This window comes from Chitinophaga rhizosphaerae, from assembly GCF_003958645.1.
GTDB classification, from domain to species: Bacteria; Bacteroidota; Bacteroidia; order Chitinophagales; family Chitinophagaceae; genus Chitinophaga; species Chitinophaga rhizosphaerae.
Genome location: NZ_RXLO01000008.1, coordinates 41,328 through 64,587 on the forward strand (window position 1 = coordinate 41,328; position 23,260 = coordinate 64,587).

Genomic DNA, 23,260 nt, shown 5'->3' on the forward strand with positions numbered 1-23,260 from the left:
CCCACAAAGATAAGGCTTACTAGCAATGCTTGCTTTGCTCGTGCTGCACTTTCGTGATTTTCATGGGGCAACCCAGCTTCTGGGAGGCACAGGAAGAAAACACGGCAGCCACCACTGCCATCACACAAAATATACCGAACATACGGCGTGCTGAACTCATAGTCTGCGTTTTAGTAATTAAACGAAATTTCATAGGCCTGGATTGTAGAACTTTGTGATGTGTATTTTGTAACGTTATTTTGCAAATATATACATTATATTAAAAAAAACAATCCTATGTGTTGCCGGCGGCATGGAAAGGATGACGAACGGCCCGGCACATGCACCTGAAATTATGGCAAATGTACATTTTATAGCAATAGGAGGCAGCGTGATGCATCAACTGGCGATTGCGCTGAAGACCAAAGGGTACCGGGTTACGGGGAGCGACGACGAGATTTTCGAGCCTTCGCGCACCAATCTCCGGCAGGCAGGCATCCTGCCCGATGCATTGGGATGGGACCCCGCCCGCGTAACGGCCGACCTCAGCGCCGTGATCCTCGGCATGCACGCACGGGCCGATAATCCCGAACTGCTGCGCGCCCAGGAGCTGAAACTGCCCATCTACTCCTTTCCCGAGTACATTTACCAGGAAAGCCGCAATAAAACCCGCGTAGCCATCGGCGGCAGCCACGGCAAAACCACCATCACCTCCATGGTCATGCACGTGCTCCAGCAATGCCGCCTCCAGTTCGATTACCTGGTAGGCGCCCGGCTGGAAGGGTTCGATCAGTCGGTCAACATCACCGATGCGCCGCTGATCGTTTGCGAGGCAGACGAATACCCGGCTTCCGTCATCGAAAAAAGGCCAAAATTCCACTTCCTGCACCCGCAGATAGCAGTTTTGAGCGGCATCGCCTGGGACCATATCAACGTTTTTCCCACTTTCGACAATTACCTCGAGCAGTTCGCCATTTTCATCCGGACGATGGAGCCCGGCGGACGGCTGATCTATAACGAAACCGACGATACCCTCCGCCGGCTGGTGGAAAAAGAAGGCCGGCACCTCGTGCTGGAGCCCTACGGCATGCCGGAACACGTCATCCGCAACGGCATTACCCGCGTACGGTTCGGCAACGCCTCCACCGACCTCATGGTGTTCGGCGGGCATAACCTCCTCAACATCCACGCCGCCCTGCTCGCTTGCCGGGCCCTCGGCATCGGGGATATCGACTTCCTCGCCGCCATCGCCACGTTCAAGGGCGCGGCAAAACGGCTGGAGCTCATCGGGAAAAGCGGGGAAACCGCCATCTACCGCGATTTCGCGCACGCCCCCTCCAAGGTAAAAGCCACCATCCATGCTGTGAAGGCCCAATACCCGGAACGCAAACTCATCGCCGTACTGGAACTGCATACCTACAGCAGCCTCAGCGCAGGTTTCATGAAAGAATACACCGGCGCCCTCGACCCGGCAGACGAAGCCGCCGTTTTCTACAGCGGCCATGCCCTAGAGATCAAACGCATGCCGTATCTTGCGCCAGATGTGATCCGCGAAGGGTTCGGAAGGAAAGACCTGCAGGTCTTCACCAACCGTGCCGACCTCGAGCAATGGCTCGACGGAAGGCAATATCCCAACGCTAACCTGCTGATGATGAGCTCCGGAGATTACGAAGGGCTCGACCTCGCAGGACTGAAAAAATATTTACCGGTTCAGAAACCTCAATCTTAATAATGTCTGCTTTACAACTTACCCGTCCCCTCGCCGTGATCGACCTGGAGACTACCGGCACCAACGTTGCCACCGACCGAATCATTGAAATCGCTGTCATCAAGGTGATGCCCGACCGCTCCGTGCAGCGCAAGGTAAAGCGGATCAACCCCCAGATGCCCATCCCCGCGGCCAGCACGGCCATTCACGGGATCAGGGACGAAGACGTGGCCGATGCGCCCACCTGGAAGCAGGCCGCCAACGAATTCCGCCAGTTCCTGGAACAGTGCGACATCGCCGGATACAACTCCAACAGGTTTGACATCCCGATGCTGGTGGAGGAATTCCTGCGCGTAGGGCTTACTTTCGATGTGAAAGACCGTCGCTTCGTAGACGTTCAGAAGATTTTCCACCTGATGGAAAAGCGGACCCTCAGCGCCGCGTACAAATTCTACTGCGATAAGGACCTTACCAACGCGCACAGCGCCGAGGCCGATGCCGTGGCCACTTTCGAGATCCTGGAAGCACAGCTGGAGCGGTACGCCTCCCTCCTGAAAGCCGACGTGGACGCCCTGGCACAGTTTACCAAGGAAGACGAGTACGTGGATTTCGCCCGCAGGATCGTGCGGCAAAATGGTATGGAAATATTCAATTTCGGAAAGTATAAAGGCCGGGCCGTTCGCGATGTCCTGAAATCCGAACCCCAGTATTACGACTGGATGATGAAAGCCGAATTCCCCCTCAACACGAAGGAGAAGCTGACCGAGATCTATCACGACATGATGCTAAAAAAACCATAAAAGTTTAGTTCGTACGGTAAAAAACCGGCGGATATTAACTATTTTCGCCATCCTTAAATCATTTCAGCTAATTGGAAAAATTAGTTATCATACCCACATACAACGAAAAAGACAACATCGCGCGCATGATCGAGACGGTCTTTTCGTTGCAGCAAGGGTTCCATATCCTTATTGTTGACGATGGCTCGCCGGATGGCACGGGCGCGATCGTCAAAGGTTTGCAACGGCAGTATCCGGGTCAGTTGTTCATCGAAGAACGGAGCGGAAAGCAGGGCCTCGGCACGGCTTATATCCACGGCTTCAGATGGGCGCTGCAACGCGGTTACCAGTTCATCTTCGAGATGGACGCCGATTTTTCGCATAACCCGAAAGACCTGGACCGGCTCTACGAGGCTTGCGCCAAAGGCGGGGCCGACGTGTCTGTAGGCTCGCGGTACGTGCCGGGCGGCAAAACGGAGAACTGGCCGTGGAACCGGGCGGTGCTGTCTTACGGCGCTTCGGTGTACGTTCGCCTCATTACCTGGATGCCCGTGAAAGACGCTACCGCAGGGTTTGTGTGCTACACCCGTAAAGTGCTGGAAACCATGGACCTGGGGGATATCCGGTTCGTCGGCTACGCGTTCCAGATCGAAATGAAATTTACCGCATGGAAGCTCGGTTTCCGGATCGCCGAAGTTCCCATCACCTTTATCGACCGGAAAGAAGGCTACTCCAAGATGAGCAAGGGCATAGTGAAAGAAGGTATTTTCGGAGTGCTGAAGATACAGTGGCACAGCCTCTTCGGAAAGCGCCGCTAATTTTGTGCAGTGAAGAAAGCGTTTTTAGAGTTACATCTCTCCGTATTCCTCGCCGGGTTTACGGGCATCCTCGGCAAACTGATCACCCTCAACGAGGGCATGCTGGTCTGGTACCGGCTGCTGATCACCGCCGTAACCATGTACGTCCTCTTCCGCTGGCAGGGGAAATTGAAAAAACTGCCGCTCCGCGACGTGGTGCGGATCGGCGGCGTCGGCTGCATCGTGGCCCTTCACTGGATTTTCTTCTACGGCAGCATTAAATACGCCAACGTCTCCATCGGCGTAGTCTGCTTCTCCCTCACCAGTCTTTTCACCGCTATTTTCGACCCGCTGATCAGCCGGCGGCGGTTCGACAAGATGGAGATGATCCTCAGCATGCTCACCCTCGCAGGCATCCTCCTCATCTTCCATTTCGATACGCAATACCGGACGGGCATCGTCCTCGGCATCATTTCCAGCATGTTCGCGGCACTGTTCACCGTGCTGAACAAAAAGCTGGTCGTGAAATACGACACCGCCAACATCACGTTTTACGAGCTGGGCGTAGGCTTCCTCGCACTCACGGCCGCCATGCCGTTCTACCTCCACGCCTTCCCCGTGGAAAGCCTGGTGCCCGGCCTCACCGATACCGTATACCTCCTGGCCCTGTCGTGGTTCTGTACGGTTTGGATGTACACACTGTCCATGAACGCGCTGAAAAAGATCTCCCCTTTCACCGTGAACCTCTGCTTCAACCTGGAGCCGCTGTACAGTATCCTCCTCGCCTTCATCCTGTTCCACGAAAACAAGCTGCTCCATGGCGGGTTTTACTATGGCCTGGGGCTGATCCTCCTTTCCGTGGTGCTCCAGATGCTCCGCGTGGCGCGCCAGGCAAAGCGGGCGCCGGCCGCACATTGACCGCTTATCATCATAGACGGGGAAACTTTCCCTGAAAGGCTTATTTTGCGGAAATCCTAACCAACTTTACGAACTAAAAAATACTGAACTGGCTTATGACCCGATCTGCAATGTGGCTCGTATCCCTCGGCCTATGGTGCACCGGCGCGATGGCGCAATCTAAAAAACCGCTGGACCACAGCGTGTACGACAGCTGGCAAAATATCGGCGTGAAACTCGTGAGCCCCGACGGGCGCTGGGCCGTTTACACCGTTACGCCCCAGGAAGGCGATGCCACCCTTTACATCCGCAACCTGCAAACCAACCGGCAATTCGCCATCGAGCGGGGCGCGGCGCCAGTGATCACCGAAGACTCCCGGTACGTGGTGTTCTCCATCAAACCACGGTTCCAGGAAACCCGGCAGGCACGCATCAAAAAAGCGAAGCCCGACGATATGCCCAAGGATTCCCTCGCAATGTTCGACCTCGAGACCGGCAAAACCATCCTCCAGGCCGCCAAAGTCAAATCCTTCAAAACACCCGAAAAAGGCAGCGGCCTCCTCGCTTACCTCGTTGAGCCCGCCAAAGACACGGCTTCGAAGAAAACACCCGCCAAACCGGCTCCCGCAGCAGATTTCGCGGATGCGGACGACGACGGGCCCGGTAAATCCGGCGGCGCCTCCACCGGCGATCTCATCATCGTTCAAACCGGCAAATCCCTCGTGCTCGATACCATCAAACATGTCACTTCCTACACTGTTTCCAAACCCGGCAACGCAATAACCGCAGTCGTAAACCCGGGAAAAAAGGACAGCCTCGCCCAACCCGGCATCCTGCTCTGGAACCCCGCCAAAAGGGAAAGGAAATTCATCTCCAAAGGGCATGGACAGTTCGCTCAGTTCGCGTTCGACGAAAAAGGCGAACAACTCGCCTGGACGGTGAGCCGCGACAGCGCCAAAGCCCCGGTGACGGTATACGCACTGGCCTTCTACGGTCCGGGCATGGACACGGCAAAGCTCGCCATCACCCGCGCCAGCAACGGCATGCGCGACAAATGGAGCGTTTCCGGGAACGGCAACATCGCGTTTTCCCGCAACGGACAGCGCATCTTCTTCGGCACCGCCCCCATCCCCAAGCCGAAAGACACGACTATCGTGGATTTCGAAGTAGCGAAAGTGGACGTGTGGCATTACCTCGACGATTACCTGCAACCCATGCAGCTCAAAAACCTCGACCGCGAACTGAAACGCAACTACACTGCCGTTTACTTCCCCGCAGAAAACCGTATGGTGCAGCTGGGAGACGATAGCATGGAGGATTTCAGATATGGTGACGAAGGAAATTCCGAATACGGGCTCGGTACCAGCGACAGCCACTCCCGCGTGGCGATGCAATGGACGGGCAAAACGAACAAAAACGCCTGGATGGTTCACATCCCCAGCGGCCGCAGGATGTCTGTCAAACAGGACCTGAACGGACAGATCTCTATTTCCCCCTCCGGGAAATACATCATCTGGTTCGATAACATGAACAGTCAATATTCCACCTACGATTTCCTCACCGGTTCCACCCGCATCATCAGCGCGGCGATTCCCGAGAAACTGACGGATGAAGAAAACGACGTGCCCGATTTCCCCTCGCCCTACGGCACTACCGGCTGGATGGAGAACGATAAATACGTGTATATCAATGACCGGTACGACATCTGGCAGGTAGATCCTTCCGGCAAGGAAGCCCCTGTCATGATCACGCAAGGCATCGGCCGCGCCAAGAAAACGGTGCTGAGAAACGTGAAACTCAATATGCACGAACGTTTCTTCGTACCGAAACAAACCCTCTTGCTGGAAAGCCAGGCGGATTCCACGAAGCATGGCGGTTTCTGGACGGTTCGCCTGCTCGACAAGGCTGCGCCCAAACCCGCAGTGAGCGGTCCTTACGCATTTACAGCCCCCATCAAGGCGAAAAACGCCAGCATGGTGTTGTACCAGCGCTCCTCCTACCAGGAATCCCCCGATGTTTTTGCGGGCGAGGAGCTGTCGACCGCCAAACGCATCAGCCGGCTCAATCCCCAGCAGCAGCAATACAACTGGGGCACGGCGGAGCTGTTTAAATGGAAGACTTTCAACGGACAGGAAACCGAAGGCATCGTGTACAAACCCGAAGACTTCGATCCTGCCAAAAAATACCCGGTGCTGATCTATTTCTATGAGAAGCTGACAGATGGATTGTATAGCTACCAGCCGCCGGCGCCCACGCCTTCGCGCCTGAACATCACGTTCTTCGTGAGCCGCGGCTATGTGGTGCTGGCGCCGGATATCCGGTACGAGAACGGGCATCCCGGGAAAAGCGCGTATGACTACATCGTTAGCGGCGCGGAAGCGCTGGCGAAAAATTCCTGGATCGACCGTTCCAATATGGCCATCCAGGGCCAGAGCTGGGGCGGGTACCAGGTTTGCTATCTCATAACGGCCACCCCCCTGTTCAAGGCGGCCTGGGCCGGTGCGCCCGTGGCGAACATGACGAGTGCGTACGGCGGCATCCGCTGGGAAAGCGGGATGAACCGGCAATTCCAGTACGAGCACACGCAAAGCCGCATCGGTGCTACGTTGTGGGACAAGCCCGAGCTGTACATCGAAAATTCTCCCCTCTTCCACCTCCCGAAAGTGACCACGCCGCTGGTGATCATGCACAACGATGCAGACGGGGCCGTGCCCTGGTACCAGGGGATCGAGATGTTCACGGGGCTCCGCCGCCTGGGGAAACCCGTGTGGATGCTCAATTATAATGGCGATGCGCATAACCTTATGCAGCGCCAGAACCGGAAAGACATCCAGATGCGCCAGCAACAGTTCTTCGACCACTATCTCAAAGGCGCCCCCGCTCCCAAATGGCTGAGCAAGGGCGTTCCCGCTACCGATAAGGGCCGCGATTGGGGGTTTGATGTAGAATAAAAACCCATTTTCATGAAGAAAGGGTGACCGGGCCGTGGGCCGGGGTCACCCTTTCTTCATTGATAGCAATACCCTTCAATTGTTATCGCCTCGTTAACTCGAAGATTTTCAATCTTTTCGACAAATAATAGAAAAATATCGAATTAAAACGCTTTTACATGTTGTTATTTATCTATATTTACATCGGTTGAAGTACCTACGGATGATTGAAAAATCGCAATTAGTCCTATGAACACCTATATCCTTAGTCCTAAAGACAGCCTCCATCCTTTCGTTCAGCGTTACATTGTGCTGGAGAACATCAGCTCCGCTACGGAGATCGCGAAAGCCAAACTATTTTCGGCCGGCAAACAGTACCTGGTATTTATCCGCCAGGGCGGGCTTGCTTTCAAACCGAACGACCATGCCGCTTTTGATTTGCCGGCAGCGGCCGTGACGGGGCCTTTTACCTGTGTGGTGAACGCACGGGTGACGGGGCCGCTGAGCGCCGTGATCGTGCAGCTCAATGCTTACGCCAGCCATCGTTTGATGGGCATCAGCATGGAATCCGTGACGAATTATTTCCGCGACCTGACACGTATCCCCGGCAATTGGGCACAGGTAACGGAAGACATCCGCCAGGCAACAGACATCCATACAATTCATCATATCCTGGACCAGGCGCTGGAAGGCCTGATCCCGCACCAGCAGTCTTCCTTGAAACAGGTGGATGAAATGGTGGATTACCTAATCGAACAAAAGGGAAAAGTCGCCATGATCGACCTCGCCCTTCGTTTCAAGACCAGCCGGCATACACTCGAGCGCCAGTTCATGGAAGTGACCGGGCTCACGCCTCAATTGTACAACCGCATTCTGCGCAGACAACGGTTTGCGTAACGTTTTTGACTTGTACGGAATATACAAATCGCCGGAGCGGACGCATCCGGCGTTTTTGTTTTATTTTAGTGCACCAAAAAACATCATAACCCATGCTACAACCTTTGGAAGCCACGAAAGGAAGTTACCGGATCAGTACAGATAAAGCACAGCTGCAATTGCCCGTTATCCACCGCTACCTCAGCGAAGACAGTTACTGGGCCAAAGACATTCCTGAAAACCTGGTGGCGACTTCCATCGAGAACTCGCTCTGCTTCGGCATTTACCGGCAAAATGAACAGGTGGGCTTTGCGCGGGTGATCACCGATTACGCTACCTTCGGTTACCTGGCAGACGTGTTCGTCTTGCCGGACCACCGCGGGAAAGGGCTTTCGAAATGGTTGATGGAAGTGATCGGCGCTCACCCCGGCCTGCAGCAACTCCGCCGCATGATGCTCATGACGCAGGACGCGCACGGGCTGTACGAACAATACGGCTATGCGCCGCTGGAACATCCGGGCTACGCCATGAGCAAAAGAGTGGGCGTTCCTTACACTGAATTGAAAAACAAAACGGCATGAAAAAAATCCTGACCTGGGCGGTCATCATCCTCTTCATCATCGGCATCTTCCTGCTGGGACGTTGCACCGGTTCCGGCAGCACCGTGAACGAGAAAGCGGTCAACAATGTGCTGTTGATCCGGGAGATCGCGGAACTGGCCAGCCTCGAGGTACAGGGGAACGCTTCTTTCAAGCAAAGCAATGTCGATAACAGCGGGGAATGGAGCGATAACCTCAAACGCGTGTTCGCCGAAAACACGGCCTGGGTTTCCGTTCCATATACTGCCAAATATGGCGTGGATACGGACAGTACCAACTTCAGCCTCACCGTTTCCGGGAAAACCGTCACCATCCGGCTGCCGCCGCCCAAACTGCTGAGTTTCGAGCTGCGGATGAACCAGATGGAGACATCGTCCCGCAAAGGCTGGTTCACGTTTTCGAATGATGAAACCTACACCGAAGTCCAGAAAAAACTCTACGATACCAACCGTTCGCAGCTCGAAGAAAACGTCATGTACCAGAAGCAAAGCATGAACAAAATCATCGCCATCCTTCGCAACTATTATACGCCGCTGGGGTACGAATTGAAAGTCAATTTCACGAACAGCTTAACGGACCTGGATACACCCGGACTGAAGTGAACGGACTATGCCGCGTGCTGCATGATATACTTTACCAGCAAGCGTTTGGCCACAGGCAGCAACGTTTCTTCCAGCGGGAATGTCATCCCGGTCTCCACCGTGTATACGGCAGGGTTAGGCAGCTCGCGGCGGTGGCGGATGAGGTCGGATTTGATGCTTTGCTGCGAGTTGGCGAGGCTGCGTGCATAGGTGCTGATAAACTGGGTGTGGATACCGCGGTATTTTTCGTCGGCCCGCTCGAAAATCGTTAAGCGGTACTGGTACACGTTGGTATGGCCGGCCCCTCCGTCCAGCAGCAGCATGTACCCTTCATGGCTATCGAGCGGAACAATGCCTACGGGCGCGATGTTCAACTGTACTTCCACGAATTCGTAGATTTCCGTTCCGCCCTGGATCACGGTGTTGATTTCGGGAACGGCGAATTGGATGATATTTTCCAGTTCTTCCATCAGTTCATCGTCTGCCACCAGTTGTTCGTACAGGACCTGGAGGCGCTGCATGTCTACCGCGGTGATGCGTTTGGGGAAGTGTTGCTGAAGGAACTGTTTGGTGTCTCTGAAGGCGACGAGGTTGTTGTAGTGGAAGATGACGTCGCCCAATTGCGGGTATAATCTGTTCTGGTCGAAACAACGGTTGATTTCCTGTAAATAAGCCAGCAAGGTATATTTTTTCAGCTCGAAATCGATGTATCCGTCGGCAAACCACGTTTCGCTCAATACTTTCATAGCCTTGACGATTAGATCCGTCCTACCTGAATTTACGGATTTTTTTTGGTCGGGGGGCGAAGTGCCCACGGAATAACTATTTTTTAACTAATATGTATATAATTCGATTTCTTACTAATATAAGTATCGCTTTTTCCACCTCCTCCATTGGGCCCGCTCTTGAAAATTAATTCCGGGTTCGTCGCTCAGAATATTGAGTTAATTACTTATCTTCATTCAGTATTATTTTTCATTTTTTAATTTTTTTATCATGAACATCTACGTAGCCAACCTCCACTACAGGTTGAACGATGAGGACCTTCACCAAATCTTTAGCGAATTCGGGCAAGTGACCTCTGCTAAAATCATTAAGGATCACGAAACCGGTCGTTCACGTGGTTTTGGTTTTGTCGAGATGCCGAATCAAGAGGAAGGCACTCAGGCAATGGAGCGTCTGAACGGTAGTGAAGTAGAAGGCAAACAACTGATGGTCAATGAAGCACGCCCGAAACAACCCTCCAATGGTGGTGGTGGTTTCCGCAACAACCGTCCTGGTGGCGGTGGTGGATACGGCGGTGGCGGACGCGATCGTCGTTATTAATAGGCTGATTAGTTTCTTATCGATCCTATACAAGGCTTCCCGGACGGGAAGCCTTTTCTTTTGTGCCCTATCCGGGAAGGCAATGCAGGTATGACAAGATTGCGCGACTTCTTCTGCTCCTGCCCGGTAAAATGCTCGCTGCATAAGGCTTTCAGCGCGTAAAAAATAAACGGGGCCCGTTCTTCCGGCGCTACCGCTGACTGCCAATCGTCATCCGTTTTCACGACGGCAACTTGCCCAACCATTCCTGCAAATGCCTTCTAACATCGAACATACCTCATCATAAAAAAGCGCGGAACATCCTTCCACCGTCCCAACTCCCCACCAATAAAAATACCATGACGAACGCTGTCAACCGTTCGCATTGACCACAAGCCACTATTATAAAAATGCGGGAAAGCCCGCCGATCCTTTGAACTGAACCCAAACAAAAAAGCGCGGCAGAAACAACGTTCCACCGCGCTTTCGCATGCTTTTTTCCTTATCAGAAACCCCTGGAGGGGTCGAAGTTTTCGAGTTCCGTAGCTACGGCGCTGAGGAAGGTAGAGCCCAGCGAACCGTCTACGATCCGGTGATCGTAAGACATCGACAGGTACATCATATGCCGGATGGCGATAGAATCGCCCTGTTCCGTTTCCACCACCACGGGGCGCTTCTTGATAGCGCCAACGGCCAGGATGGCCACCTGGGGCTGGTTGATGATCGGTGTGCCGGTAAGGCTGCCGAACGTTCCTACGTTGGTAATGGTAAAAGTACCGTCTTGCGTGTTTTCCGGTTTCAGGCGGTTCTGACGCGCGGCATTGGCGAGGCTGTTCACCTGTTTGGTGAGGCCTACCAGGTTCAGCGTGTCGGCATTGCGGATCACGGGAACGATGAGGTTTCCGGAAGGCAATGCGGTGGCCATGCCGATGTTAATATCTTTCTTCAGGATGATCTTGTCGCCATCCAGCGAGCAGTTCACCAGCGGGAATTTCTTGATGCATTTCACCACGGCTTCCACGAAAAGCGGCATGAAGGTGATTTTTTCCCCTTCGCGTTTTTCGAAGTCCTTCTTCACATTATCGCGCCAGCGTACCATGTTGGTAACGTCGCATTCAGCGAAGCTGGTTACGTGGGGGCTGGTGTGTTTGCTCCGTACCATATGGTCCGCGATGAGTTTGCGCATGCGGTCCATTTCGATGATTTCCACGTTTCCGCCGTAGCTGTTGGTGGCGGCCACGGTGGTGATTTCGCGGGAAGCGGGCGCCGGAGCGGCGGGGGCTTCGCGGATCACTTCGGGTTCCTGTACGTGGTTGCCGCGGTTGGCGATATAATCGAGGATGTCTCTTTTGGTAACGCGGCCTTCCGTGCCGGAGCCGGGGATTTTTTCCAGTTCCGCGAATGAAACGCCTTCCTGCTGAGCGATGTTGAGCACGAGCGGGGAATAGAAGCGGGCTTCGCCGGAAGCGGGTATAGCGGCGGGAGCGGGCTGCGGACGGGGTGGCGCGGTCTGGTACTGGGGCTCTGCGGGGCGGGGCGCTTCCGGCGCTGGCGCAGCGGCGGCAGGAGAAGGCGCAACCGTTGCACCTGCAGCGGTTTCCACCCTGGCGATCACCGTACCAACGGGCACCACGTCGTTTTCATTATAAAGGATCTCCGTGATCACGCCGTCCGCGATGGAGGGCACTTCACTGTCCACTTTGTCCGTAGCGATCTCCAGCACCGTATCGTCCACTTTCACCGCATCGCCCGGCTTCTTGTGCCAGCGAAGAATGGTGGCTTCCATGATGCTTTCTCCCATCTTGGGCATCACCAGTTCGACAATTGCCATATAAGTGATTGTTTTAGTAGATGACAAAAATAAGGGAATTTAACCTACCAGCCATTTTCGCAGTTCGTTCATAGCCGCCACGGTCGTCATCTCCGTATTGCGCGGCCGGTCGTACCGGAATTTATACAGCATGGTGCGGATGTCCCCCTTCCCTCCCACTGCGATCCAGACGCTGCCCACGGGCTTTTCGCCGGTTCCGCCATCGGGGCCCATGATGCCGGATACGGCCATTACGCAATCCACTTTGAGTACGTCGAGCGCTCCTTCCGCCATTTCGCGGACGGTTTGTTCGCTCACGGCGCCGTGTTGCCGGAGGGTTTCGGGGTTTACCTGTAACAGGTTGATTTTGGTTTCGTTGGCGTAGCTCACCACGCTGCCCTTGAAGTACCGCGAGCTGCCGGGAACGGCGGTGATCTGGCTGGCGATGCGGCCACCGGTGCAGCTTTCCGCCGTGCCGGCCGTAAGGCCTTTTTCGAGGAGGATGTTGCCGAGGATCTCGCCCATGGGCAGGTCCTGATCGGCCACGAGAATGTCTGCCACCCCTTTTTTCAGCGCCTGGAAGGCGTCTTTCATTTCCGCCGCGGCGGTTATTTTATCGGGTGCTTCGGTGGTGAGGCGTAATTTGAGCAGACCATAGCTCGGTAAGTATGCGAGTTTGATATGCGGGGGAAGCGCGGATTCGAAATCGCGGATCCTTTCTGCCACGAACGATTCGCCCATGCCGGAGGTGATGAGCGTATGGTGCAGCAACGCCGGTGTTTCGAAGCGTTCCTGCAACCTGGGGATCACTTCGTTCTCCATGATCCCTTTCATTTCGTGCGGCACGCCGGGCATGGACACGAAGATGCAATCGTTTTTCTCGAACCACATGCCGGGCGCGGTGCCCCGCGCGTTGGGCAGTACGGTGCAACTGTCGGGCACGAGCGCTTGCGCAACGTTGCGTTCCAGCACGGGCAATCCGCGGCTTTCGAAGATGCCCATTACATGCCGCAACGTCCCTTCATCCTGTACCATCTTTCCGCCGAAATATTCCAGCAGTACGGGTTTGGTGATATCGTCGGCCGTGGGGCCCAAACCGCCTGTGATCAGTACGACTTTCGATTTGGCGGATTCCTCTTCCAGCGCGGAAAGAATGGCGGGGCGATCGTCTCCCACGGCAACGCGCCGCTGTACCCAGATACCGGCATCGTTGAGACGCGTGCCCATCCAGGCGGAGTTGGTGTCAACTGTTTGCCCGATCAGCAGTTCGTCGCCGATGGTGATGATACTGGCCCTGATCCTGTTCATGAGCGGGATTCGTTTGCGTTGTTTTCGAAATAGGGTACGAGTTTTTCCCGGAGGATGTCGGGCATGTTCATGCGTTTTTTCGACTTCGCGTCGATGAACGCCAGTGTAACGGTGCCTACGTTCAGCAGTTCGCCGGCCTGGTTATAGAGCTCGGAATGGAACTGGATCTTATGATTGGGCGGGAGTTCTTTCAGTATAGTCTTAACCGTTATGACATCGTCGTAATACGCGGGCCGGAGGTATTTGACCTGGAGCTCGGCTACGGGCATGATGACGCCCTGTTCTTCGAGTTCGCGGTAGGTGAATCCCAGCTGGCGGATGGCGTCTGTACGGCCTACTTCGTAATAGAGGGCGTAGTTGCCGTAATAGAGGTAGCCCATCTGGTCGGTTTCTCCGTATCTCACGCGTATGTCTATCGTTGTGCTGTACATGATCCGTTGTTAAAAATCCCTGTAAATGTAGGGGATTTACGGTGGTAAAAAAAAGAGTTCCATGCGCCGGGGGCGCAGGAACTCTTGCGGATAAAGAACTTTCCGGGTAGGCGGGATCAATTGCCCAGCGCGCCGTCCAGCGAATATTTTCCGGGCCCGGCGATGAGCAGGGCGGTGAAACCGGTGAGGAACATGATGGCGAGCTCTCTTTTACCGACGGGGTCTCCGCCGTGGATCATGAAAACGATCACCACGAAGCAGATGATGAGGGGTACGGTGGCGAAGCGGGTGAGGAGGCCTACCAGCACGAGGGCGCCACAGAAAAACTCCGCGAAGATGGTGAGCCCGAGGGAAGCGGTTTTACCGATGCCGAAGGGGTCCGCGAATTTCTGCGCGTACGTCGAAAAGTTGACCAGCTTGGGCCAGCCATGTGTCATGATCAGCCCGCCGAAGAGCAATCGGAGCAACAACAGCGTCAAACTGATGCCGGAGTTGCTGTACTTGGTGGATAGCAGTTTTGCCATAGTTTTTGGTTTGATTCTTGATAAGAGTTCCCCTCGAAGAGAATTCGCTCAAATTTAGATAATCTTAATGTATATAACAATAAATGTCAAATTTAGCAGTCTCGCTCCTGCCGGGCAACTCGCATCCGGAATAGTTATCCACATCCGGCAGCTTATCCACATGCGGTAGATAACCTGCAAGAGGGAAAGTAAGCGCGATCCGGTATATTTGTCCCGTTTGTTTCCCTCATGACGTTGCCAACATCAGCCGGCCTCCCGAACCTTCCAGCGCAGTGCATTTTGCCACTCCTGTAATAATTCGCGGCCGGTGCCGTTTTTTCTAAAAATTGTCGACAATAATATCAAAAGCATGAAGCTATTCACCAGACAAAACTGCGCTTTTCCGGGCCTCCGCGTATTCCTGCTGGCCGCAGGACTTACCGGCGCCATCCCGGCCGGAGCGCAGCAAACCCGCATTCATACGGAACCGGATAAAACTTTCCGGGAAGCGCAGCAACTCTATCGGGACGGTAAATATGCCCTCTCTCTCCAGCTGTTCCGTAAAACCATCGACGGGATCGGCTATTTCTCCGAAACCAACCGCTCCCTGGTGAATACGGACGCACATTTCTATTACGCCATGTGCGCTCTGAAACTGCAGAACGAAGACGCGGAAAAGAAAGCCCTCGATTTCATCGACCGCTTCAACAATTCGCCCCGCGAACAAATGATCAGCTTCCAGCTGGCGCGGTACTATTTCCACCGCAACAAACTCCAGGAAGCCATCCCCTACTACGAAAAAGCTTCCATCGATAACCTTTCCAACGAAGAAATAGCCGACGCCAAATTCGAACTGGCCTATTGCTACTTCAACCTGAAAGATTTCGCGAAAGCCCAGCCCCTTTTCGCTTCCATCAAGGAAATCCAGGGCAAATACTACATTCCCGCCAATTACTATTACGGCTTCATCTCCTACTATAACAAACAGTATGGAGACGCCCTCACCAGCTTCCAGCGCGTGCAGCAGGAACCGAAATACGCCGCCGTTGTACCATATTACATCGCGGAGATTTACTATTTCCAGGGCAAGCGCGACCAGCTCATCAAATACGCCGAACCGCTCATCAAGAAAGGCGACATGTATTACGACGCGGAATTGAAACAGCTGGTTGGACAGGCCTGGTTCGAAAAGAAAGATTACGCCAAAGCCCTCCCTTACCTCGAAGAATATCACGAGAACGCGGAAGAAGTAAGGAAAGAAGATGTATACCAGCTTTCCTACGCCTATTATCAAACCGCCAACCTCGAAAAAGCCATCAAAGGCTTCAAACAACTGAGCAGCTCCAAAGACTCCCTCGGCCAGAACTCCATGTACCTGCTGGGCGATTGCTACCTGCGGACCGGCGACAAGCCCAACGCCCGCAACGCCTTCGCATTCAGCGCGCGCAACAGCTCCAACCCCAAACAGCAGGAAATCTCCCGCTTCAATTACGGCAAGCTGTCGTTCGAACTGGGATACCAGGACGCCGCCATCACCGAGCTCACCAACTACATCAATAAATACCCGAACGGCGAATACACCCGCGAATCCCGCGAGATACTCGTGCAGCTCTTCGCCAACACGAATAATTACAAAGACGCCATCACCCTGCTCGATGCGCTCCCGGAAAAAAGCCCGGCCGTGCTGAAGGCTTACCAGAAAGTTTCCTACGGCCGCGCCACCCAGCTCGTGAACGACGGCCAGCTCGCAGAAGCCGACCGTCTCCTCGGCATTTCGCTCCAACATAATTACGACCCGCAGATCACGCGGCTGGCGCAGTTCTGGAAAGCGGAAATCGCGCTCCGGCAAGGGCAGACCGACAAGGCCATCCCCGCGCTCCAGGCTTACCTCGGCAGCAGCGGCGCGCCCGTTTCCGGCGAGGCCAACGTGCAAACCGCCAGCTACAACATGGGGTACAGCCTGCTGAAAAAGGAACAGTACGCCAACGCGCTGCCCTATTTCGAAGCGGCACAGCGGACCAGCGGCCCCAACGCAGGGCGCATCACCAACGACGCGCTGCTCCGTGCGGCCGACTGCCACTACATGCTGCGCGACTTTCCCAAAGCCACCGCGCTGTACGAACAGGCGATCAGCCAGAACCAGCCCGGCGCGGATTACGCCACCTACCAGAAGAGCATCATCCTCGGTATCCAGGGCAAGCACGCCGAAAAACTGAACACCCTTCGCCAGCTTTCGTCCAAATATCCCGGATCCAGCTTCAATAACGATGCGGAAATGGAGATCGCGGATACCTACCTGAGCGACGAGCGATTCACAGATGCCATCCCCCACCTCAAAAATATCCTCCAACAGCACCCAGACGGGCCCAATGCCCCGAAAGCCTTGCTGAAACTGGGGCTCGCCTATTTCAACACCGACCAGGAAAAGACCGCCATGCAGTATTTCCGGGACGTGGTAGAGAAATTCCCCGCCTCCAGCGAAGCGAATTCCGCATTGCAGAACCTGCGCACCATTTATGTGGGCCAGGGTAAAACGGACGACTACCTCGCGCTCCTGAAAGCCGCCGGCAAATCGGTTAGCGCCTCGGCGGAAGATTCCCTCAGCTATGCTGCCGCCGAAACCCGCTTCAGCAACGGCGACTACACCGGCGCAGTTTCCGCCTTCAGCAATTACCTCCAGAAATACCCGAACGGCCAATTCGCGCTGCAGGCCAGCTTCTATAAAGCCGAATGCCTCTACAACGCGAAAGATTACACCAACGCTTTGCCCGCATATGAGTTTGTGTTAGGCCGCGGGAACAGTCCGTTTGCCGAACGATCCGCCCTGCAATCCGCTTACATGAATTATTACCAGGTGAAGGATTATAACAAGGCGAAGCAATACTACGCGCAACTGAAGAGCCTGTCCACCACCAAAGACAATACCCTGGCCGCTACCCGCGGATTGCTCCGCAGCAATTACCAGTTGGGGGCATGGGAAGAAGTGGCGCCGCTGGCCGAAGCGCTGCTGAGCGCACAGAACATTTCGACGGACGATCAGATCATCGGCCATTTCTACCTCGGCAAATCGATGCAGCAGCGCGGCCAGTTCGACGAAGCCATCAGCGAGTACAAGTTCGTGACGGGCCTTACCAAATCTGAAGTGGGCGCCGAAGCGCGGTATAACATCGCCAAATGCCATTTCGATAAAAACGACCTGGCGGCCGCTGAGAAAGCCGGGTTCGACGTGATCAAGATTACCTCCTCCTACGAGGTTTGGGTAGCGAAAGCCTACCTTCTCCTCGGTGACATATACCATCGCCAGAAGGATTATTTCAACGCCAAAGCCACTTACCAGAGCATCGCCGAAAACTGTCCCATCCCGGAACTGAAGGCCGAAGCCAGGGAAAAGCTGGCCAAATCGGAAGCGGAAGAAAAAGCAGGCTCTAAAATTAAATGAGGAAACACATGAAGCGCATATATATCGCACTCGCACTCGCCTTCCCGCTCAGCGCCGTTGCCCAGAAAGACACGCTGAAGCAGGAAACGATCGACATCATCTCGAAATACCAGCCCAAGCTGCCTAACGCAGCCAAGCTGAACCTGACGGCATCGCTGCCCAATGTGGACACGAGCCGCCCGCGCCTCGGGTACCAGGTACCGGCGCTGAACCTCTATTTCATGTACCAGCCCGTGCCCATCCGGCCGCTGGCGCTGGGAAAAGATACTTCGTCGCTCCAGCTCCAGAACAATTACGTGAAGCTCGGGTACGGCAACTACAACACCCCGCTCATCCATGCCGGGTTCGGGAGCGGCCGGAAAGACAAGTACAATTTCGGCGTACTGTTCAATTATACTTCGTCGAAGGGCGATATCCAGTACCAGGACGTGTCGCAGATGAACATCCTCGGTTCCGGTACCTATTTCACGCCGCTGTTCGAAGTGAACGCCAGCCTGGGGTACAACCGCAACCAGGTGTATTATTTCGGGTACGACCATGCCGTTCACCAGTACGACAAAAGCGATGTGAAGCAGGCGTTCAACGAAGTGGTGGCCAAAGTAGGACTGAAGAACAGGCCGCAGAACGATTGGGGCTTCCAGTTCCAGCCGCAGGCAGAATTCACCGTGTTCGGCGACAAGTACAAGCGGATGGAGAACACCTTTGTACTGAAGGCACCGATCCGCAAGCAGATCTTCGAAGATATCTGGCTGAAAGCCGAAGGATTGGTGGACCTGAGCGTGTTCAAGGAAGACAACAACGAGCAGATCAATAACAACATCGCCGCCATCCACCCCGCGGTGGAAATCACCAAACCCGGGTTCGTGCTGCATGCCGGCGCCAATCCTACCTGGACGAACGGCAAGTTCCACCTCCTCCCGGACATCGTGAACGAGTCGCACCTCATCCGCGAGAAACTCATCCTCAGCAGCGGCTGGATTTCCTACTTCCAGAAGAACAACTTCCGGAACCTCGCCTCGGAGAACCCCTGGTTCAATTCCTACGGTCCGGATATGCGCAATACCCGCATCGAAGAGAAATATACCGGCATCAAAGGCACGCTGGGCAATCATTTCAATTACAACACCAAATTCGGCGCCATATCCTGGTACAACCGGCAGCTGTTCGTGAACGACAGCACCGACGGCAAGAGCTTCTACACCCGCAACGAGGAAGAACTGCGCGCCTTCCAGCTGCATGCGGAAGTGGGTTATATCCAGGAAGAGAAGTTCCAGGCACGGGTGAGCATCGACTGGTATGATTTTAACAAACAGAAGACCGAGCTGAAGCCCTGGCACGTGCAGCCTTTCCGCGCCAGCCTGTTCGCCCAGTATACGTTCGGGAAGAAATTCCACCTGAACGCCAATCTTTATACCCTGAGCAGCACCTATTACGTGATGCGCAAGGAAGGGATGGACGCCATGGGCAAAACCAGGGCGGTGCAGGATTTGAACGCCGGAGCGGAATATAACGTGACGAAGAATTTCAACCTCTGGTTCAACGTCAATAATATGTTCAGTTCCAAGTACGAACGCTGGCATGGTTACCCCTCCTACGGGCTGAACGTGCTCGGCGGGGTGACCGTTAAGTTTTAATTGCGTAAACTTGCACTCAAAAGTTACCGGCCGCAATGCTCAAGCAATATATCACGGAAGTCCTTTTCAGGCAGCAAACCTGCACCGTTCCGCAGGTGGGCACCTTTACCATCCAGCACATCCCCGCGCAGTTCAGCATGGTGGACCAGACGCTGACGCCGCCCCGGCAGCAGGTGCAGTTCGACACCCGGTGGGACGATGACGGCTCGCTGCTCCGCTGGATCTCGCGGAAGGAAAACCTGCTGGAGCCGGTAGCGGCGCTGAAGCTGGACAAATACCTCCAGCAGTTCCGCGAATCGCTGCAGGCCGGCGACCCGCTCGACCTTCCCGGCATCGGCAACCTCCGGATCGACCCGCTGGGCCAGATCCGGTTTACCCCGCAGGAGATGCCCGACGCCTGGCAGCCCATCGGGCTGGAACAGGTGATCCGTTCGGAATCGGCGCCCCGCGTATTGCAGGGCACTACCGAAGTGGAGAACAACCAGGTGGTGGAACATATGTCTGCCGTGTACGAAGAACCCGAAAGCCAGGGACGCTTCCGGTGGTGGTGGGTGGTTTTGCCCCTGGTGCTCATCGGCGCCGGCGTGGCCGCCTGGCTGCTGAAAGACCAGTTCATGCCCCCGGCTCCCCAGCCCGAAGCGCCCAAAGCCGCCGTAGTTCCGGCCCCTGTGCCCGACAGCGTGGCCGCGGTGCCCGAGGAGCCTGTGGTTCCGGTTAACGATAGTATCTCGTATTATGTGGTGTTCCAGACTTACAAGGTCAAGCAGAACGCCGAGACCAACCTTAAACGGCGGCATAATTGGGGGTATAGCGACGTGGTACTTTTCTCTTCCGCAGATTCTACCCTCTATAAACTGGCCGTTCCCTACCGCTCGTTAAGGGCGGATACCACCGCGGCGATGGACTCCGTGGCCAGGCGGTTCCAGTCGAAAGATGTGCATATCGTTTATTAAAAAGCGTTTTTTGCGAATAAAAAAAGCGCCTCCGAAGGGGGCGCTTTTTTTGTGCCATAAGCAATAGTCACTAAACACTACTGCTCACTCCGCGCCGCCAATCCGGCATTTCAGGGATTTCTATTCTCACTACAGCCCCCCCTTCCATTCCCAAAATGATGCGGAGCGATACTTTTGCATAAACGTAAGTAATTACGTAATTACTTTCCAACAAGTCACCAACACCCCTCAAAATGAAGCTATTTCCAACATTCCTGCTCTGCTGCGCCATTTTCCTGGCGGGCTGTTCCAAGAGCAACAAATCCGGAGGCGAACCAGCGCCTTCAGAACCTCCTGCCGTTCGCGCACAGGGAACGCCGGTGGGGGATCCCGTCAAAAAAAATATCGGCGCCGCAGGCGGTACGCTCTTGTCGAAAGACAATACCCTGCGCATCGACATCCCCGCCGGCGCGCTGGCCGCCAACACCGAGATCAGCGTGCAGGCCGTGACGAACACCCTGCCCGGGAGCCCCGGCCCCGCCTACCGCCTCCTGCCCGAAAATGTCAAGTTCGCCAAACCGGTCAAACTAACTTTTCATTACACAGACCGGCATCTCGATAGCACTGGCGTAGATGCCCTGTTCATGGCCTTCCAGTCGGCCGACGGCATATGGCGGTTTATCCCTACAACCACGCTCAACACCACCGCCAAAACACTCTCCGTCGAAACCACGCATTTCTCCAGCTGGGCACCCTTTGCCATGTACTGGCTCCGCCCGGACCAGTCCAGCGTGGAAATTTCCAAATCAACCGGCGTATTTATCTACACATCCGTCGACAAGTATAAAGCCGGTTCAGAAAGTGCGCCCATCGCCATCATCCGTGAACGCGTGCTCGAAAATTCCAACAATATCCGGAACTGGCGGCTTACCGGCGCCGGCGTCCTCACTCCGGAAGACAGACATGCGTTTTACCGCGCGCCTGCTAAAGTACCCACGCCCAGTACCGTCACCGTTGCCGTTGATATCCACAATTTCATCCCGCCCAACTTCGCCCCCAACCGCGGCGCGGCGGGTAAACTCATCCTGCTTGCACGGATCAAGGTGGTAGACGATGTATACTTCTCCGGGACCGTGAACGGCTTGGAAATTTTCTGTATCGACCAGCACCATAAATACATTCCCGGCGGCTGGATCAACATTTCCGGATTGATCCGCACTAACCATGGGTTCTCCATCAACATCGAAAACGTTTCCCGCCCCATTGCAAAGGGGCAATACCAATGGTTTGCGCCAGACAAAGGCGGGACGGTCATGGGCGTCTGGGGCACCATCGCCGAACCCGTAACCATTACGGGCAAAACGTTCTACAATAAATGCGACGAAAACGGGACTGTAGAAGAATACATTAAATCACCAGGGTTACTGGTCATTCACGAAGTGGAAAACATCGGCGGCGTGGAATACATCAGGGGCGAATTGCGGGGCGAATTTTACCCGCAGATCAATTGCGGGCCAGGCACGCCACAACCTTTTGAACTAAGCTTCCGCACCAAAAATATACAATGAAATCAAACGCGCTGAATGATGGGGTATATACGCGATGGCGGCAGTAACGCTTCCATCGCTCAATTCAGAAGATGATAATTCCAAAACATCGAAGAGATGATCTACAGCCGGGCGATGTCCATCTTCCGGATTTTTCCTCCGAATTCTCCCCATCATATTCCGCCGCAGGAGCCTTTGCAGACACTGCGATGGAATCAACGAAAAACGAAGGGATGGCGCTTTGCCATCCCTTTTACTATCTGCGACTTTCTATTTCGATCTGATCTGCTCCACCACCACTTTCAATCCTTCTTCGAAACTATGCGGGGCATACCCCAGTTCCTTCACCGCTTTGTCGATCACGAAGCCTGTTTTGGCCGGTCGCGGTGCGGGTTGTTTGAAGGTGGATGCGTCCACTTTTTCGAGAAGACGCGTGTCCAGTCCAAGGTATCCTGCCACCTGCGTGGCCATATCGAACGGCGTGAGCATGTCTTTGCCGGACAGGTGGAAAACGCCTTCCGCCTTCTTATCGAGCATGAGCCGGATCCCTTCCGCCAGGTCTTGCACGAGCGTGGGCGTGCGCCACTGGTCGTTCACCACTTTCAGTTTTTTCTGCTGCTCGAGGTTGGATTTCACCCAGGTGATGATATTGCTGCGCCGCGGATCGTCTGCCAATCCATATACCAGCACCGTCCGCGCGATGCCCCATGGTGTTTTGGACTGTTTCACGATCCTTTCCGCCGCTACTTTGCTGGCGCCGTAATAGTTGATGGGATTGACGGGGTCTTCTTCGCTGTAAGGCCCCCCGAGCCCGTCGAACACGAAGTCGGTGGATACGAACAGGAAATACGATCCTGCCTTTTCCGCGCCCTGCAACAGGTAGCGCGTGGCGGTGACGTTCACCATCCAGCAGGCGTCTTTGTTGCGCTCACAATCGTCTGCCTGCGTCATGGCGGCGGCGTGCACGATCACATCGGGCTGATGCCGCTCTACCAGGCCTTTTACCGCCGATTCGTTGGCCAGGTTCACCGATTCGTAGGTGTATCCCGATTGCATGCGGAGGCGGTTGGGCCCGCGGCCGGTGGCGATCACTTCGTATTCCGGATGGCCGGCCAGCCGTTGAACCAGGTATTGTCCGAGGAGCCCATTGCTCCCAGTTATGAGCACTTTCATAATTCCAATATACAAAAACGCCGCGTAATGCG

The 23,260-nt window shown here is 54.9% G+C and carries 20 protein-coding genes; 13 read left to right on the top strand and 7 right to left on the bottom strand.

From position 1 onward, the window contains the following. Positions 1–19 precede the first annotated feature (19 nt). The gene (locus EJ361_RS25655) at positions 20–160 is read right to left on the bottom strand and encodes a hypothetical protein (protein WP_164714313.1); all 141 of its coding nucleotides are present in this window, start codon (positions 158–160) and stop codon (positions 20–22) included. Between the two features lie 174 nt (positions 161–334). On the opposite strand from EJ361_RS25655, the gene EJ361_RS18290 reads away from it, so the two are divergent. From EJ361_RS18290 to EJ361_RS18325, 8 genes are all read left to right on the top strand, one after another. Then, complete coding sequence (locus tag EJ361_RS18290; RefSeq protein ID WP_126247093.1) at positions 335–1,708, top strand: UDP-N-acetylmuramate--L-alanine ligase; 1,374 nt, start codon at positions 335–337, stop codon at positions 1,706–1,708. Between the two features lie 2 nt (positions 1,709–1,710). After that, entirely contained in the window at positions 1,711–2,487 is a 777-nt protein-coding gene (locus tag EJ361_RS18295; protein WP_126247094.1) for a 3'-5' exonuclease, read from the top strand. Between the two features lie 71 nt (positions 2,488–2,558). After that, a complete protein-coding gene (locus EJ361_RS18300; protein WP_126247095.1) occupies positions 2,559–3,284 on the top strand; it encodes a polyprenol monophosphomannose synthase in 726 nt (241 codons plus the stop codon). 9 nt (positions 3,285–3,293) lie between these two features. Then, entirely contained in the window at positions 3,294–4,181 is an 888-nt protein-coding gene (locus EJ361_RS18305) for a DMT family transporter (RefSeq protein ID WP_126247096.1), read from the top strand. A gap of 95 nt (positions 4,182–4,276) precedes the next feature. After that, complete coding sequence (locus EJ361_RS18310; protein WP_240646673.1) at positions 4,277–7,111, top strand: S9 family peptidase; 2,835 nt, start codon at positions 4,277–4,279, stop codon at positions 7,109–7,111. Between the two features lie 228 nt (positions 7,112–7,339). After that, positions 7,340–7,987 carry a DUF6597 domain-containing transcriptional factor gene (locus EJ361_RS18315; RefSeq protein WP_126247097.1) on the top strand — a complete coding sequence of 216 codons (648 nt, stop codon included), beginning with the start codon at positions 7,340–7,342 and terminating at the stop codon, positions 7,985–7,987. A 92-nt stretch (positions 7,988–8,079) separates the two neighbouring features. Then, on the top strand, positions 8,080–8,547 hold the full coding sequence (locus tag EJ361_RS18320; protein ID WP_126247098.1) for a GNAT family N-acetyltransferase: 468 nt from the start codon (positions 8,080–8,082) through the stop codon (positions 8,545–8,547). Further along, entirely contained in the window at positions 8,544–9,167 is a 624-nt protein-coding gene (locus EJ361_RS18325; protein WP_126247099.1) for a DUF4230 domain-containing protein, read from the top strand. The genes EJ361_RS18320 and EJ361_RS18325 overlap by 4 nt, the downstream gene beginning before the upstream one ends. A gap of 5 nt (positions 9,168–9,172) precedes the next feature. Here the strand turns inward: EJ361_RS18325 and EJ361_RS18330 are convergent, their stop codons facing one another. Beyond that, positions 9,173–9,892, bottom strand: coding sequence for a hypothetical protein (locus EJ361_RS18330; RefSeq protein ID WP_126247100.1), 720 nt, complete (start codon positions 9,890–9,892; stop codon positions 9,173–9,175). 250 nt (positions 9,893–10,142) lie between these two features. Between EJ361_RS18330 and EJ361_RS18335 the strand changes: the two genes are divergently transcribed. Beyond that, complete coding sequence (locus EJ361_RS18335; protein WP_126247101.1) at positions 10,143–10,472, top strand: RNA recognition motif domain-containing protein; 330 nt, start codon at positions 10,143–10,145, stop codon at positions 10,470–10,472. Positions 10,473–10,956: 484 nt separating this feature from the next. Here the strand turns inward: EJ361_RS18335 and EJ361_RS18340 are convergent, their stop codons facing one another. The 4 genes from EJ361_RS18340 to EJ361_RS18355 all read right to left on the bottom strand — a co-directional run bounded on the left by EJ361_RS18340 (position 10,957) and on the right by EJ361_RS18355 (position 14,524). Further along, the gene (locus EJ361_RS18340) at positions 10,957–12,282 is read right to left on the bottom strand and encodes a dihydrolipoamide acetyltransferase family protein (protein ID WP_126247102.1); all 1,326 of its coding nucleotides are present in this window, start codon (positions 12,280–12,282) and stop codon (positions 10,957–10,959) included. A gap of 39 nt (positions 12,283–12,321) precedes the next feature. Continuing rightward, positions 12,322–13,569: a CinA family nicotinamide mononucleotide deamidase-related protein gene (locus tag EJ361_RS18345; protein ID WP_126247103.1), complete on the bottom strand. Its 1,248-nt coding sequence runs from the start codon at positions 13,567–13,569 to the stop codon at positions 12,322–12,324. Continuing rightward, the gene (locus tag EJ361_RS18350; protein WP_126247104.1) at positions 13,566–14,000 is read right to left on the bottom strand and encodes an acyl-CoA thioesterase; all 435 of its coding nucleotides are present in this window, start codon (positions 13,998–14,000) and stop codon (positions 13,566–13,568) included. The genes EJ361_RS18345 and EJ361_RS18350 overlap by 4 nt, the downstream gene beginning before the upstream one ends. 116 nt (positions 14,001–14,116) lie before the next feature. Further along, positions 14,117–14,524: a DoxX family protein gene (locus tag EJ361_RS18355; RefSeq protein WP_126247105.1), complete on the bottom strand. Its 408-nt coding sequence runs from the start codon at positions 14,522–14,524 to the stop codon at positions 14,117–14,119. 349 nt (positions 14,525–14,873) lie between these two features. Between EJ361_RS18355 and EJ361_RS18360 the strand changes: the two genes are divergently transcribed. The 4 genes from EJ361_RS18360 to EJ361_RS18375 all read left to right on the top strand — a co-directional run bounded on the left by EJ361_RS18360 (position 14,874) and on the right by EJ361_RS18375 (position 22,076). After that, on the top strand, positions 14,874–17,942 hold the full coding sequence (locus EJ361_RS18360) for a tetratricopeptide repeat protein (protein ID WP_126247106.1): 3,069 nt from the start codon (positions 14,874–14,876) through the stop codon (positions 17,940–17,942). A gap of 8 nt (positions 17,943–17,950) precedes the next feature. Then, positions 17,951–19,576, top strand: a complete 1,626-nt coding sequence (locus EJ361_RS18365) for a TonB-dependent receptor (protein WP_126247107.1) — start codon at positions 17,951–17,953, stop codon at positions 19,574–19,576. A 35-nt stretch (positions 19,577–19,611) separates the two neighbouring features. Beyond that, positions 19,612–20,529 (top strand): HU domain-containing protein, encoded by a 918-nt coding sequence (locus EJ361_RS18370; RefSeq protein WP_126247108.1) that lies wholly within the window; start codon positions 19,612–19,614, stop codon positions 20,527–20,529. A gap of 233 nt (positions 20,530–20,762) precedes the next feature. Further along, the gene (locus tag EJ361_RS18375; protein ID WP_126247109.1) at positions 20,763–22,076 is read left to right on the top strand and encodes a hypothetical protein; all 1,314 of its coding nucleotides are present in this window, start codon (positions 20,763–20,765) and stop codon (positions 22,074–22,076) included. A gap of 249 nt (positions 22,077–22,325) precedes the next feature. Here the strand turns inward: EJ361_RS18375 and EJ361_RS18380 are convergent, their stop codons facing one another. Continuing rightward, on the bottom strand, positions 22,326–23,228 hold the full coding sequence (locus EJ361_RS18380; RefSeq protein ID WP_126247110.1) for an SDR family oxidoreductase: 903 nt from the start codon (positions 23,226–23,228) through the stop codon (positions 22,326–22,328). Between the last annotated feature and the right edge of the window lie 32 nt (positions 23,229–23,260).